14 protein-coding genes are annotated in these 15,332 nt (G+C 47.9%); 9 read left to right on the forward strand and 5 right to left on the reverse strand.

The features are described 5' to 3' along the window. Positions 1-151: 151 nt before the first annotated feature. The 4 genes from ACHHV8_RS14645 to ACHHV8_RS14660 form a co-directional block, all read right to left on the reverse strand. Positions 152-1,024 carry a carbohydrate ABC transporter permease gene (locus ACHHV8_RS14645; protein ID WP_395159084.1) on the reverse strand — a complete coding sequence of 291 codons (873 nt, stop codon included), beginning with the start codon at positions 1,022-1,024 and terminating at the stop codon, positions 152-154. 41 nt (positions 1,025-1,065) lie between these two features. Continuing rightward, the gene (locus tag ACHHV8_RS14650; RefSeq protein ID WP_395159086.1) at positions 1,066-1,989 is read right to left on the reverse strand and encodes an ABC transporter permease; all 924 of its coding nucleotides are present in this window, start codon (positions 1,987-1,989) and stop codon (positions 1,066-1,068) included. Between the two features lie 110 nt (positions 1,990-2,099). Continuing rightward, positions 2,100-3,629, reverse strand: coding sequence for an extracellular solute-binding protein (locus tag ACHHV8_RS14655; RefSeq protein WP_395159088.1), 1,530 nt, complete (start codon positions 3,627-3,629; stop codon positions 2,100-2,102). 909 nt (positions 3,630-4,538) lie between these two features. Then, positions 4,539-5,546 carry a D-2-hydroxyacid dehydrogenase gene (locus tag ACHHV8_RS14660; protein WP_395159090.1) on the reverse strand — a complete coding sequence of 336 codons (1,008 nt, stop codon included), beginning with the start codon at positions 5,544-5,546 and terminating at the stop codon, positions 4,539-4,541. Between the two features lie 489 nt (positions 5,547-6,035). Between ACHHV8_RS14660 and ACHHV8_RS14665 the strand changes: the two genes are divergently transcribed. Next, positions 6,036-7,463 carry an alpha-amylase family protein gene (locus tag ACHHV8_RS14665; protein ID WP_395159092.1) on the forward strand — a complete coding sequence of 476 codons (1,428 nt, stop codon included), beginning with the start codon at positions 6,036-6,038 and terminating at the stop codon, positions 7,461-7,463. A gap of 85 nt (positions 7,464-7,548) precedes the next feature. After that, positions 7,549-8,064: a hypothetical protein gene (locus ACHHV8_RS14670; RefSeq protein ID WP_395159094.1), complete on the forward strand. Its 516-nt coding sequence runs from the start codon at positions 7,549-7,551 to the stop codon at positions 8,062-8,064. A gap of 211 nt (positions 8,065-8,275) precedes the next feature. Here ACHHV8_RS14670 and hcp read toward each other — a convergent pair whose 3' ends face one another. Beyond that, positions 8,276-9,565, reverse strand: a complete 1,290-nt coding sequence (hcp, locus tag ACHHV8_RS14675; protein WP_395159096.1) for a hydroxylamine reductase — start codon at positions 9,563-9,565, stop codon at positions 8,276-8,278. A 116-nt stretch (positions 9,566-9,681) separates the two neighbouring features. On the opposite strand from hcp, the gene ACHHV8_RS14680 reads away from it, so the two are divergent. The 7 genes from ACHHV8_RS14680 to ACHHV8_RS14710 all read left to right on the forward strand — a co-directional run bounded on the left by ACHHV8_RS14680 (position 9,682) and on the right by ACHHV8_RS14710 (position 15,082). Then, on the forward strand, positions 9,682-9,912 hold the full coding sequence (locus ACHHV8_RS14680; protein WP_395163509.1) for an HAD family hydrolase: 231 nt from the start codon (positions 9,682-9,684) through the stop codon (positions 9,910-9,912). Between the two features lie 401 nt (positions 9,913-10,313). Next, entirely contained in the window at positions 10,314-10,871 is a 558-nt protein-coding gene (locus ACHHV8_RS14685) for a class I SAM-dependent methyltransferase (RefSeq protein WP_395159098.1), read from the forward strand. Positions 10,872-11,081: 210 nt separating this feature from the next. Further along, positions 11,082-11,798, forward strand: coding sequence for a VCBS repeat-containing protein (locus ACHHV8_RS14690; RefSeq protein ID WP_395159100.1), 717 nt, complete (start codon positions 11,082-11,084; stop codon positions 11,796-11,798). Positions 11,799-11,966: 168 nt separating this feature from the next. Further along, positions 11,967-12,542 (forward strand): TetR/AcrR family transcriptional regulator, encoded by a 576-nt coding sequence (locus ACHHV8_RS14695; RefSeq protein WP_395159102.1) that lies wholly within the window; start codon positions 11,967-11,969, stop codon positions 12,540-12,542. A gap of 438 nt (positions 12,543-12,980) precedes the next feature. Next, positions 12,981-13,502, forward strand: a complete 522-nt coding sequence (locus tag ACHHV8_RS14700; RefSeq protein ID WP_395159104.1) for a hypothetical protein — start codon at positions 12,981-12,983, stop codon at positions 13,500-13,502. 108 nt (positions 13,503-13,610) lie between these two features. Beyond that, the gene (locus ACHHV8_RS14705; RefSeq protein ID WP_395159106.1) at positions 13,611-14,252 is read left to right on the forward strand and encodes a peroxiredoxin-like family protein; all 642 of its coding nucleotides are present in this window, start codon (positions 13,611-13,613) and stop codon (positions 14,250-14,252) included. Positions 14,253-14,665: 413 nt separating this feature from the next. After that, positions 14,666-15,082 carry a bleomycin resistance protein gene (locus ACHHV8_RS14710; protein ID WP_395159108.1) on the forward strand — a complete coding sequence of 139 codons (417 nt, stop codon included), beginning with the start codon at positions 14,666-14,668 and terminating at the stop codon, positions 15,080-15,082. Positions 15,083-15,332: the final 250 nt, after the last annotated feature.

Below are 15,332 nucleotides of genomic sequence, written 5' to 3' on the forward strand. Positions count from 1 at the left end.
CACGCTTCGGATCGCTGCTATCCCCGGATTTTTCGAATTTCCTCCGCCTGTAGCGGGAAACATCCGGGGATAAAGGCGAACGCTTACGCTTCTGCAGAACGACTCCACACACTCCAACTGCTCCCGCTTCTGTAACGGTCCATAGGAGCGGTTACCCCTTTATGGAACCGAGCATCACGCCCTTGGCGAAATACTTCTGTAGGAAAGGGTACACAATCAGGATCGGAGCCATCGCGAAGGTTACAGCAGCCATCCGGACCGTTTCCAGCTGCGGGATGCCGTCAGCGGCCGTCCCGGAAGCGCCGAGCGGTGTGGAATCGAGGACAAGCGCCTTGATCAGCACCTGCAGTGTCCATTTGTTGGCATCTGAGATGTAAATCAGAGCATTGAAATAAATATTCCACTGCGAAACGGCAAAAAACAAGGTGAAGGCAGCGATAGCAGGCATGGATAGGGGAACCACAATTTTCAAGAAAATGCCGACATCGTTGCAGCCGTCCATCTTGGCGGATTCTTCTAGTTCGGGCGGCAGCGAATCAAGAAAGCTTTTGACGACAATCAATGTCCACGCGTTCGTTAGGTTCGGCCAAATAAGCGACCAATAGGAATTGAGCAGGCCGAGGCTTTTGACGACCAAATAATTCGGAACAATGCCTGCATGGAAAACTAAGGTGAAAATAACGAACCCCAGTATAAGCTTTCTGCCGTCCAGATCCTTTCTGGTCAGGCCGTATGCCAAAGTAAACGTTACAATTAACTGTAAAACCGTCCCGATGACCGTTATAAATACGGTGCTCTTGATGGAGTTTAAAAAGCTTTGCGTAGATAAAATATACTGGTAAGCCTCCAATGACCACTTCGGAGGGAATAAATAAAATTTTAACGGCACATAAACAGCAGGGTCCGTGAAGGAAACGCTGAAAATATAGATAAACGGGAACATACAAATCAAGGACAAGGCCAGCAGCGCGCAGTAATTGATCCAATCTGCGACCGTCAGCCTTTTTTTGTAAACAAAGCTCATCCAACTCACCTTCTTTGTTTTTAATAACCGGCCCGCAGAAGCTAATAAATTCCTTCGTATCCTAATCTTTTGACGATTTGGTTGGCGGTAACAACCAGAATAAGTCCGACAACTCCTTTAAACATCCCCACGGCAACCCCGACGCTGATTTTTCCGCCGACAATGCCCTGCATGTAGGAATACGTATCAAATACATCGGCCACAGAATTGACCAATGGATTCATCATTAACAATACCTGCTCGAAGCCGACATCCGCCATGTTGCCGAAACGCAGAATCAATAAAATGATAATCGTGGGACGAATGGCCGGCAGAGTGATATGAAAGATTTGACGCCAGCGGCTGGCCCCATCGATGACGGCCGCCTCATAACGCGCTGGATCGACTCCGGCAATGGCGGCGAGAAATATAATTGTGCCCCAACCGGCATCCTTCCATATATTTTGCAGCGTCAGCAGTATCCAAAAGAACTTCGGTTCGGAAAGAAATAATACGGGCTCGCTTCCGGAACCGACAAGCAGCTTGTTAATAATACCGATATCCGAAGAGAACACGAAGAAAGTAAGACTGACCAGAATAACCCACGATAAGAAATGGGGGAGATAGACCACCGACTGGTTGATTTTCTTAAACAGCTCATGCCGGACTTCATTGAGCATTAACGCCAGTACAATCGGTACCGGGAAGTAGAAAACAAGATTGAAAATACTGATGACGAATGTATTCCTGGCCATAATATAGAACTGCTCGCTATGAAACAGGTTGGAAAAATGCTTGAATCCGACCCATGGGCTTCCGAAGAAGCCCTTGAAGGGACTGTAATCCTGAAAAGACAAGAGAAGACCCCAAAGCGGCATGAACTTGAACAGGAAAAAATAAATGATTCCGGCTGACATCATCAGATAGATGTAGCGGTTTCTTTTCATTCGGGCCCAGCGTTTGTTGGTTGGCATAACTCGATCCATGAGAAACCTCCCTTCGCAAGCGGGCAGGAAGAACCGGATCTAAGGATTGCCGCAAATTCCGGCCCAACCGGCTCTTCCTGCAGACTTCATGTGTGAATTGACGCCCGGTATTATTTTTGCGTACGCGATTTCAGATCTTTGGCGAATTCCTGGTAAGCCTGCTTAATTTTCGGATCGGCATTTACCTTATCGACATACTGCTTATATTGGTCCATCGTAATCTGGCCGACGATCGCTTTAATTCTCATGCTTTTTAGTTCCGCTTCGTAGGTAGGCCATACATCGACCCAGGTAGGGGAGTACAAGTACCCGAACACGTCGGTTTTCCCGATTTGTCCGTAAATTTCCATATCTTTTTGTTTCGCTTCATTCTCCGCTTTGGAGGCTCCGGCATAAGCGACTTTACCCCATTTGGAATAAGCGGGAGTCATGGCGGCAATGGTATCGACAGTAATTTCCTGCTTGCCGAGGTCAGTCAATACCTTCTCGCCGTTGACGTTGTTGTAATGTACGCCTTCCTTGCCGTAGTAGCCCAAATCGGTGAGCTCCTTGGATGCGGTTTTCTCGAAATATTCGAGGATTTTCGGAACTTTATCCTCAGGCACCTTTTTGCTGATATATTGACCGCCGCGGGTTCCGATATCCAGCATAGCCCCGTCGCCTCCGGGTCCTTTTAAAGGCTGAATGGACACGACATTGCCCTCGGGCTGGGTTTTCTTTACGTTATTGGTGTAAACGAAGCTGTAGTATGCGCTGGCATCGAATGCGAACGCTCTGCCCGAGCTGAACAAATCCTTCTGCTGGGTAACGGTCAGTGTGGAAAACTCCTTCGCAATCAGCCCTTCCTCATAGAGGCCGCGGAACCATTCCACCTGCTTGGTGAACTGCGGAGTCAGATAGGAATAAATCAGGCCGCCATCCGCGTCAAAGGTCGGATTAGGCACACCGAAGGCAGCATTCAAGGAAGGCGAGCTTGTCGCGTCGGCAATATCGTAGCCTATTGTTCCGTTGCCGCCTGCCGGGTTATTTTTTGCGATTGCTTTCAAGGTTTCTTTGAATTCGTCGACGGTTTTCGGAACAGGAAGGTTGGCTTTATCCAGCCAGTCCTTGCGTAACATGATCGTATTGTCGATCTGCGCCCGGCTTCTTGGAATGCCCATAATTTTTCCATCGTATTTGACGTAGTTCCAGGAGCCGGGAATCATGTTGTCACGCAAGTTAGGATATTTGGAGAAATCGCCGAGGAAGGGAGTCAAATCCCAGAACGCACCTTCTTTAATGGCGTTAACTAATGTCGGGCGGGTAAAATCCGACTTCAGTACCTCGGGAAGATCACCGGAGGCAAGCACCAGATCGAGCTTGGAATTGTAATCGTTTCCATCCAATACGAAAGTTATGTTCAGCTTGGTATTCGTCTGCTTCTGCAACTCGGTATAAAACGCGTTGTCCAGCTTGGGCACGGTATTCGTAAAATTGGTCATAATTTCGATAGGCACCGGGCCTGAATCCTTATTCTCCGCTGCCGCTGCGCCGTCAGGCGCTTTCGGGCTATCCGTACCCGGGCTGCTGCTTGTGCAGCCGTTTAATACGAGAAGGCCGAGAGCTAAAGTCAGGCAAAGTTTACCCCATGTTTTTGTCATTGTCAGCACCTCAATCGAATTAGTGTAAGTAACCAACCAACATCCCGTTGTTCAGACATACATGCACATCGTCATTGTGTAATCGACTTTAGTTCTTTTCATGCTTTTGCAGGCGACTCCGGCTGCTGTTCATATATTGGCCTGCGGACTTTTGAAAAGCCGGTTCTGGCTGTAACAACACTCTCCGCGATATCCATTTCGCGCAAATTCGTTTGAATTTGCCGTCAGGGGCGTTTGGCCCGTCAGTTCGGTCTGCTTCCCGGTTCCGCATTAGACATTCATCTTATACCTCCTGCATGGCAGAGTAGATATTCGTCATACCGATTGAAAATTAAGCGCGCCTACTAAGCATATTAGATGACGGCTCCTTAGCTATCAATGGACTTAGTATGACTTCACTTCAAAAGGCCGCTGCGGCAGGGAAAGTAAATAAATGTCCATAACAGGCAAGGGATTTACGGAATCCGGCAATGGTGCCGGATGCTCTGCCGTTAGTGGACCGGATTGAACACACGTTAGGTTAAACTGCGCAAGACGGAAACAAATGGGGGATGACGCTAAAGTCAAAAACGGTCCGTAGGCTGCCGGTCATAGAATAGCAGCTGCAGTCGTTTGCTTCGTTCCGATTGACAAGTTAATGGAGGGCGGGGAATTCCCCGACAAAGTGAAAAAATCCCCATGACCACAAGGGAAGTGGTGACGGGGATTTTTTTGCCGGAGCGGCGCTCGGCTACAGCCGTGCGATGCCGGCACATCGCGTGGCGCTCGACCATCTGCGATGCAGACAGAGACACAAGCCCGCGTTCATGATTCCGGCCAACGATAGAACCGTGGGGCCGGGGCCGGATTAGCCGGATGCTGCAGCTAATCAATCATCGTACGCTGCAGGTAACCGCCGTACGTCAACCGTTAAATAGTTGCCAAGCCTTTTGTATAAATATCTTTGATCGTCAGCAAGTTCATCAGCTGCTCCCCGGCGCGGTACGCCTTCACGTTGTGGCAAATAATATCAAGCGACCGGCCTACGCGGTCGGGAACCGCAGGCGTGCAGTGCGGTGTGATGAGCGTGTTCGGCGCATCCCACAGCGGACTGTCCGCGGGAAGCGGCTCTACCGCGAACGTGTCGAGACCCGCTCCTGCAATCGCACCGCTGTGCAATGCGTCCAGCAGAGCCGCTTCGTCAATAACCGCTCCGCGGGCGAGATTTACGATATAAGCGCTCGGCTTCATCAGCTCCAGCTCCCTGCGGCCGATCAAGTGGTGTGTCTCGTCGGAGAGCGGCAGCACTAATGCGAGTACATCGCTTTCGCGCAGCAGCTCATCGATCGTGTCGCCGCGGTCGGAGCAGTAGAGCCGGTCTACGCCGGGAGGAGGAGAGGTTACGCTGCGGCGGTAGCCGAGTACCTGCATGCCGAACGCCTTGGCCCGCACGGCGAGCTCCTTGCCCGTATTCCCTAAGCCGAGAATCCCCATCGTTTTTCCGTACAAGCCGCGCAGCCGCCCCTGTCCGGGAATTCCCCATTGATGCGCCTGCTGGGCGGCATAAAACGATGGAAATTGATACGTCAGCGCCAACGCGAAAAACATCACATGCTCAGCCAGCACAGGACCTGAACGGCCGGCAGAGCTTGTCACAAGGAGACCCTTCTCGAATACTTCACGCCGGGCCGATTGGTTCAAGCCTGCGTGATCGCAGTGAATCCAGCGCAGGTTGGGCGCATCCAGATAACGTTCATCCAAATCCCCCTGCAGTATGGCCGTATCCGCCACCTTAAGCGCAGCAGCGATTCCGTCCGCATCGTGCCGGCTAACCAATATGAGATTGGCCGGGGCGAACGCCTCCTTTAATCGCTCCAGATGAGCGCCTTCGTATTCAACGGTTGCCATTACGTGTTTAATTTCTCTCGCATGGGTCATTTCCTATTCCTCCATTTAGTTGTAATGATAGAAATAAGTACGGGTGCAGTGTAGGCTTGGGTACACTCGCATTTATCATAACAAAAACCGGGAAAAGGAAGATATAGACAATTTTTGCTTTTGTAAGAAAGGGATAGGCAGGAGAAGCCTGTACTGCAAATTTCCCTGGTACCATAAAATATGACTATGAAGCGCCAGTCTTGCAATCAAGCGGCTTCGACCGCCGGCCTTGCTGCACCCCGGATAGCAAGCAGCCGGGGCCGCTTGAGATTCAAATAACGGAAATAATTTAATATGAAAAAAAGCAGTTCAGGAGTGCGTTTACAATGATAAAGAGACGTTCGTGAAATAGACCGTACTGGACAAAAATTGACTTCGGGCCTATGAAGCGCTGTACACAAAAATGGTCTATAGGCTGCTGCCTCATGTTCATGTAAGGTAGGTAATGAACAGAACCTAACCAAAATTATATCCGGAGGCGAAGCTTGAATGAGTGAACCGAATACGAACAAATGGTGGATCAACCGGCCATGGCGTGAAATTCAAACGAATTTACGCGAGATCGATATGCTGGACATTAATGCGGAGCAGTTCGTAGCCGATTTGCAGCAATTTAAAGCAAACGTCGTGATGATTAACGCGGCCGGTATTATCGCCAGCTATCCGACCAAGCTCCCTTATCATTTTCAAAGTCCGTATTTGACCGGCGACAGCTTGAAGGATATTATTGCCGCCTGCCATAAGGCGGATATCAAGGTGATTGCCAGAACGGACTTCTCCAAGGTGCGCCGGCCGGTTTATGAGATGCACCCGGAATGGGCTTATCTCAGCCCTAAAGGACACATTGTCGATTATAACGGCGACGTGCATGTTTGTTTGAACGGTGATTACCAGCAGCAGTATGCTCCCGAAATTATTAAGGAAGCGATTACGGAACTGGATTTTGACGGCATATTCTTTAATATGGGCGGCTACCAGGTGAAGGATTACAGCTACAATTATTACGGCATTTGCCACTGCGACAGCTGCAAAACGAAATTTGCCGCAATGTTCGACGGCTCTCCGCTGCCTAAGGAGGAAAACCCGAATGACCCTCTGTTTAAGCAGTATATGGTATTTAAGCAGCGAACATTGAGGGACTATGCGGAAAAAATGTATAAGGTGATTCTCGGCGTGCGCCCGGATATTTGTATTGCCAACAACTTTGAATTAAAAGAAGGCTTTATCCGCCAGGAGTCCAATACCGCATTCGACCGTCCGCTGCCGCATTGGCAGTACAGCGCTTCGGATAATACGAAATGGGCTGTCAGCTCGTATCCCTCCATGGTTTCGAGCAATACGACAGTCGACTTCCCGGATTATCATCACCGGCATGTCGCGATCTCACCGTTCCAGCAGAAGCTTCGTTTGGCCCAAAATTTGGCGAACGGCGGGGGGCTTGATTATTATTTGATCGGCCGCCTTGATAATCATGAGGATAAATCGGGATATGAGGGTATCAAGGAAATATTCCATTACCATGCGGAGCAGGGAGAACATTATCTGAACATCACTTCGCATTCGACGATTGCTTTGTTAAACGGTCCTTCCGGCAATCAAGCTGAATTCCGCGGGTGGTTCCGCTTTTTAACAGAAAACCATTATTTATTTGATACCTTAATGGTGCAGAACGCATTGAACCTGCCTTGGGATAAGTACCGGGCCATCATTATTCCCGATTATCAGCCGCTCAGCGCTGAAATGACAGTCGCTCTGGACGCCTACGCCGCTGCAGGGGGAACCGTCATCTCCGTATGCCGGAGCGGATTTCAGGATGAGGCTTACCAGCCGAGAAAAGAAGTACCGCTCCAGTGCCTGGGTCTTGATCAGGTGCTTACCGTCCGCGAAGATAACCGTTCGGCATATTTTAAAATCTGACCATGCCGATCGATTCCCGAGGTTCCCGGTTACGGATCTCATTTATCTCGATGGCCATTATGTATTCGGCAGCTACAACGATCAGGTGAAAACGTATTTCCGGCTGATTCCGCCGCATATGTACGGACCTCCGGAGCGGTGCTATTATACGCAGGTCACGGATCATCCCGGCTTCACCGTCCATCCGTACGGCAAAGGGCAGGGGATCTACATCCCGTGGAAGCCAGGCGAGCTGTTTCACCGCCAAGGCTACACGAACACAAGCGATTTTGCCGCTGATCTGCTGGAGCATGCGGCTGGGCTGACGCCTATTCGCGGCAATGTACCGCCCATGGTCGAGGTTACGGTGTTCGAGCAGCAAGGAAAGAACGCTTCGCTGCTGCACCTGGTTAACGGGACGGGACATTTCGGCGTCACTTTTTATGAACCGGTCACGCTCTCCGATCTGGAGGTAAAGCTGCCGGCGGGGACTGTTCCGCAAGCGGTTACAAGCGTTGCCAGTCTCGTGACAGGCAAGGAGTACAGCTATGAATTAAACGACGGGCAGCTGACTGTGAAGCTGGATAAGCTGGGTTTGTTTGACGCCATCCGCATATCCTGATAAGCGGCCTGCAATTAGCGAATATACAAAAAACTTTGCCGATGGCAAAGTTTTTTGTGATGTCTTCATGGTTCCAGGCAGAGCTTGATAGCCGCCTTTGTCCCTGGATTTCAACCGCTATAAGCGGTATATAATCAAAGAAATACAGGGACAACAGCGATAAGAAGAAAGTTGCGCCCTCGCCGTTACGCTAGCTTTTTTTTCATAGTTATTATTGAGCCAGCATGGTGGCCATGTCTTCTTGAGCATTACCGATCAATTTAAGTCCGAAAGTCTCAGTAAGTACGTTCATGACACCCGGAGTAATGAACTCGGGAGGTTTAGGACCGATTCGGATATCCTTAATTCCGAGACTAAACAAGCCGAGCAGAATGGCGACGGCCTTTTGCTCAAACCAGGAGAGGACAATGCTGACCGGCAAATCGTTAACGCTGCAGCCAAACGCATCAGCCAAAGCAAGGGCGATCTTGACCGTAGACCCGGAATTGTTGCACTGCCCGAGATCGATATAACGAGGGATGCCTGTGTCTGCCACTGTGCCGTAATCTACATCATTAAAGCGGAATTTCCCGCAGGACGTGGTGAGAATGACCGTATCGTTAGGCAGGGAGGTTGCGAGCTCACGAAAATATTCACCGCCTGTACCCGGTGCGTCACAGCCGGCAATGACGAAGAATCGCTTGATTTTCCCTTGCTGTACAGCTTGAATGATCTCGGGAGCAAGCCCGATTACCGTTTCATGATGATATCCGGTCGTTAAGACCTGCTCGGATTCAATGTCGACTGCGGGTAAGGACAGAACCTTATCGATCAGCGGAGTGAAGTCCTCCCCTGCGATTTTAGTGACCCCTTCGAGACCCGCGATGTCGTAAGAGAAGAAACGGTCGGCATAGGTGCCTTTAATTGGCATGACACAGTTTGTCGTAGCCAGAATGGCTCCCGGGAATTTTTCGAAAAGGCGCCGCTGATCGTACCAGGCTTTACCGATATTACCTTTCAGGTGAGCGTACTGCTTGAGCTTGGGATAGCCGTGGGCAGGAAGCATCTCGGAGTGGGTATAGATATTAATGCCTTTGCCCTCCGTCTGTTTAAGCAGCTCCTCCAATGCATAAAGGTTGTGGCCTGTGACAACAATGGCATGACCTTCGATTTTGTTCTGAGAGACCGTAATGGGCTGCGGTATTCCAAAATGCGTTGTATGCGCGCGGTCCAGCACGTCCATAATCTTTACCGCGGCGGAACCTACCTTCATAGCCATATCTATATGCTCTTGAAGGTTGAAGTTGGAATTTGTCAGTGTCATATATAAAGCTTCATGTGTAATTTGATCTACTTCAGGATCACTGTAGCCCAGCTGTCTGGCATGCGTAGCATAAGCGGCGATTCCTTTTAATGCGAAGATCATCGTGTCCTGCAGACTGGCTATATTCTCATCTTTTCCACAGACACCGACGACTTTACATCCACCTGTTGGCGTTTGCTCACATTGGTAACAAAACATAATGAATCCCTCCGGAAGCTCAATTAGTAAGAACACTATATAAGTTATCAGAAAAGCCACGGTAATTAAGTGAGCTTCATCACAGTGAGTACAATTACTAGCGTGGAGGGGGCGATATTAGACATTACAGTGACAATTGCCGTCATAAATGTGCTGCGACAAAACAGGAAACAATCGCCATCGGCGATAATTATAATGATATGGACATGCTTCGCTATGCCGGGCTGGGAGCAGCTATGGGGAATGCTCCTGATGAAGTAAAAGCTGCGGCAGATGTAGTAACATTATCAAATGACCGAGATGGAGTGAAAGAATTTATTAGTAGATACTGTTTGGTTAATCCTTAGTTCAACTTATTAATGGGGATCAAAGGCCGGTTTGCAGCTCCCATAGCTGCCGATCGGCTTTTTTTAGTGCGCTGCGATAAGATATGGATAATGAATGGCAGTAAGATAGGGGAAAACAGTGCAAGCTTTGTTAATGTGCTGCTGCCGCTGCATGGCCGTATTATGGGCAACCGGAGGCGTTGGAGATCCACAAGAGGAAGGGGCTGCTTTCAGAAAATTTTCAGTAGGGGATGAGCAAATAGTCAGACAATCGGTTGTCTTTTCTCAACTAACGGGCAGGATAATGGAAAATTTCCCAAAATATCTCCATGAAAGAGTTACAAAATTCCATGCCTAATTTAATCCGTCAAATGTAAAATGCAGTTAGTGAACCAAATCTATTTCTTTAGGAGTGCATTCTCATGAAAGCAATTATTGGTGCAGGACGGACAAGCTTTGATGGTTGGCTAAGTACCCAAGAAAATGAGCTGAATATACTTTCTTTAGAAAGTTGGAAAAGTATGTTCGAACCGGGAGGCATCAATGCTCTTTTGGCAGAGCACGTGTGGGAGCACTTAACTTACGAAGAGGGGATTATAGCCGCAAATCATTGTTATGAGTTTTTAAAACCCGGTGGGTATATTCGTTGTGCTGTTCCAGATAAGAATTTCCGTAACGAGTGGTACCAACAGATGGTTCAAGTCGGTGGCCCCGGGCCAGCAGATCATCCGGCGGCAACTCATAAAATAGTTTATGATGCCAAAACTTTAGTACACGTATTTGAAACAGCGGGATTTGAAGTAACATTGCTGGAATATTGTGATGAAAAGGGAGATTTTCATTATACTTACTGGAACGAAGTGGATGGAAAGATAGGAAGATCTTTTCGGTTTGATACAAGGAATTCTAATGAAGGCCTTGGTATGGTTTCCATTATTATTGATGCAAAAAAGCCATTGATAGTAAAAAATACGCTCTGAGTTTTTATATTCATAAGGAACCAGGGGGCTTGTTGCATGTTCGAATCGTATCGTCCCGATCTATTTTAAAAGAATGGTCAAGCTCTGGAGCTTGGCTTTTTTTATACTCTAAATTCCCATTGACACGAACAAACTAATTCTGTAGCAAACTGCGCATTCGCCCATACGATGTAGAAAACATCAAATCCTTTTATAAAGGAGAACGGTAATATGTATCATTATTATAGGGCGTATACAGGCCAACCGAGTATTGTCTCTTTTGCCCAAGGAGATGTCACCGGTGACGGAATCACGGATTTTGTCTATCTTACGGGAAAACGAACGCAGGATAGTCCTTTTATTCAGGAGATAACTCTGGTCGTACGAGATGGCAGCAACGGCAAAGTGACTCATGTATCGCTTAAGGATAACGCAGGCTATAATCCAAGATTATTTCTAGGTGATTTCACCGGGAATAGGATCAAGGATATTTTAATCAGCATAGATTCTGGCGGCAGCGGAGGATTCATGTATCACTATATATATTCGTTCGTAAATAATACACCGCTGTTGATTTTCGATTTCAACTTATACAACGAGACATATAAATACGAAGTTACTTATAAGGATTACTACAAAGTCGAGGTAATTAGTAAAGCGAACAATATAAAATATATCATCGATCTGTCCTACAAAGGTTCCGACTATTTGCGTGAGATCTATGACGAGAACGGGAAACTGAAGCAGCCTATTAGCGGGTTTGTGAATCCACTAAGCGGATTATATCCAGTCGATTTCGATGCTGACCAGGTATATGAGCTGCTGGCATACCAAAAAATCGCCGGGAGATATAACGCAGATTCGCTTGGATACATCTTGAACACGTTAGCTTGGAGAGAGAACAGGTTTACGTTGTGGAACCAGAACGTGGCTATTTTTGGCTCGTAACATTTTATTGCGCAGCGCAGCTCCAGACGTTATTTTTGCGTCCGGAATGCCGCTGTTGCTTTGTCTATAAGCTTGAAAAGGGGGGCAACTGTAATGGTGCTGCTCCCTGATAAAAAAGAAATGTTCTAAGCAATTGACAATCTCCCTACCAGTTGGTAGGATAGAAGTATGGCAAATCAATCTACTACCTTTGATGACATCTTGGCTTGTGCTCGTTCTCTGATTGTCACTGGCGGCTACAACGGGTTCAGTTATGCCGACATCGCTGATGTGGTTGGGATTCGTAAGGCAAGCATCCACCACCATTTCCCAAGCAAGGTCGATCTGGTCCGAACGCTCGTTGCGCGGTATCGGGAAGAAGCTGAAGCGGGGATGACGCATCTTGAGCATCAGATATCCGATCCGCTCGAGCTGCTTCGATCCTACGTTGGCTATTGGGAAGGCTGCATCGCGGACGCCAGCGCTCCGTTTTGCATCTGCGCGCTGTTGGCAAGCCAGCTCCCTGTCCTGCCCGAGGAAGTTGGCTTAGAGGTACGGGCGCATTTCCGCTACCTGTCGGCGTGGCTAACATCCGTGCTAGAGCGCGGAGCGCAGCACGGGCAGCTGCAACTGACAAGTACCCCTCATGCCGAGGCCGAAACGTTTATGGCGACGGTTCACGGCGCGATGCTTTCGGCACGGGCTTATGGCGATCCGAAGATATTCGGCGTCGTAACAGCCCCGCTCTTGCAGCGGCTCACTTAGCGCTTCTCTTGTGATAAAAGCCGAGACGGCGAGGGCTGCAGCCATAATTGAGATGAAAGGAGGTCAGCTGCGTACTATTGAGGTTAAGCTCGCTATTTACGAACTTATCGCATCTCATCCGCCAAGTCCTGACAGCGCATTCCGATTACACATTGTCAATCTACAGTGATAATGGCGTATTCGATTGTGCTCCGACACTAGATGGCGGCATGGGGCGAGGTTTAAACTAGCCAGCTTAGCTTGTCTTTTTAAACTACCTACTAGTAGGTATGATAATGTGTGGCCGGCATTAAGAGCCATTTGCGGCGGAAGACTGCATAGGCCGGTCATCTTAAGCCATTACCGAGCTGATCAGCGATGCTGTCAGATCGGAGGCTCGCGCCAATCTATCGACAAAACAAATCAAGCTTGTCCTTAAGGACTGGAAGGAGACTAATTATGTTTGGAATTTCACCACTCGGCTGGGTACATACGATTAGCAGCTTGCCTGCTATTCCGCTGGCTATATATATGTTGGCTCGTTACGGAAGGATTGTGCCTCGGTCAAAGCCCGGTCTCGTTTACTTCATTTCCATGCTGATCGGATCTGCCACGGTATTCCTTATCGCACATCAGTCGGCCAGCTTTGTCATCGGCGCGGCAACGATTGTGCTGCTGCTCGCCGGATACGGCATCGGGCGTATTTCAACCTTTGGGCGTGTGGGTGTGGGCAAGTACCTCGAAACAATCGCTCTCAGCCTAACGGCGTTTCTGCTAATGCTGCCGACCGTTACCGAAATCCTTCGCCGCGTTCCAGACGGGCACCCCTTAGTCACCGAATTGAATTCGCCAATTCTCCTCGGCGCACAAGCCATTCTCTTCGTTATGCTTATCGTTGGTTTGACAGCCCAAATCATCCATTTACGCAGGCAAGGCAGGCTCGCGGCATTCGCCTCGCCAGTCGAGATATCTGCCGAATGAAGCATCATTACATGAATGAGATTTATCCTGACATTTAAGCAGCAGCAAGTCTGTCTAATTTATAGCCGGTTCGGTTGAGAGGATTTTAATAAAAAGGAGCTGCACAGCATGTCATTAACTCAAGCATTAACGGAAGCCAAACAGCAATTTATCGCGCATACCCCTTTGGAGATTCAAACGGAGATGTTCCGTCAGATCCGGGAGCAGCAGGAATCCGGTATTACTTACGGCCGGCAGGAGGGGCAGAAGGCAAAGGATTTTACACTCAAGAATGCTTTGGGAGAAACCGTTAACCTTTATGAGGAGCTGTCCAAAGGACCTGTTGTCTTGACTTTCTACCGGGGCGGATGGTGCCCCTTCTGCAGCACGCAGCTTAATTCCTATCAAAAGCTGCTGCCGGACATCGAAGCCCTAGGGGGCCAGTTGATTGCGGTCAGCCCGCAGAGTCCGGACAACACGCTTTCCCAGCAGGAGAAAGAAGAGCTGACCTTCCAAGTGCTTAGCGATACACACGGTCTCGTGGCCGCCTTCTATAACATTCTTTACGACGTTCCCGATTACATTCAGGCCATTATGAAACAAATTGGCATGAACCTGGCGGAATACAATGCGACCAACCGCTGGATCTTGCCGATTCCTTCCACCTTTATGATTGACGAATCCGGAACGATCCGCTCCGCCTACGTGAATCCGGACTTTATGCAGAGGTTGGATTCCGAGGATATTCTGCATGAATTAAGAAAGCTGTAATTATTGATTGTCCCCAGTAGCAGAACATCTTTACGTACAGCTCCAAAGGCACTCATGGAAGCTAAGAGAGGTCTCATGTTTAGGTTCATCATTTCTGGATTGTTTTATCCATTGGGAGTACTTCTTATAGGCGGGAAGAATACGATTTTTCCGCGGAGAGAAGGATAGGTTAAATTTATTGGATTGAATTCTGTAATAATCAGAGTATAATGTTGTCAATGATATTTATCACCTCATTGATGTGCAGGTAGTGTACTGCTTGCCGTTAATGTATTAATTTAATGGCGGATTGGCATTTAAGTAATGAGGATGCGCTAATTACTAATCCACCATAAGAGCATGCGTCTGATCATCAGGCACATGCTCTTATGGTGGATTTTTTTGTGCCATATAATTTGAAGGGGGCCTTACAAATGATGTTCAGACTAAATGCTCTCGTACCAGAGTTATCAGTTTCAGATATAAATAGAAGTCTTAACTTTTATTTAAACATTCTCTATTTTAAGTTAGAGTACCAGCGTCCAGAAAATAAGTTCGCCATGATATCACTAGATGGCTGCCAAATTATGATTGAAGAGATAAATGGACATTGGCAAACTGGAGAGTTATCTTATCCATTTGGAAGGGGGATTAACTTTCAAATAACAGTAAGTAATATTAACGAAATATATAGCAGTCTAAAAAAGCATAACTATCCGATTATGATAGAAATTCAGGAGAATTGGTATAGAGCGGATACTAGATTAGTTGGACAGAAGGAATTTTTAATAATCGGACCCAGACGGGTATTTATTAAGATTCATCGAAACCTTGGGGGAAAGAGAAATTGATAATAGATAACGTGTAAACACGGAATCTTGACATTGGATAAGACGAAAAACCAGTACGCTTCAATTTTGGAGCGGCTGGTTTTTTTATGCAAATTTTTTAGATTAAAAAGGAAGCTGAGCGTGGATCTGAAATACTCTTCAACGACTAAGTCAAGGAATCGACTGCGAAAATAAGCTGTACTTTTCGTGTTTAGCATAGTTGAGAAGAACACATTGATTCCCTTCTATCCACTTTAGTCATTTAAAGTCA

The sequence above is a fragment of the Paenibacillus sp. TAB_01 genome (assembly GCF_043945595.1).
Taxonomy (GTDB): Bacteria; Bacillota; Bacilli; order Paenibacillales; family NBRC-103111; genus Paenibacillus_S.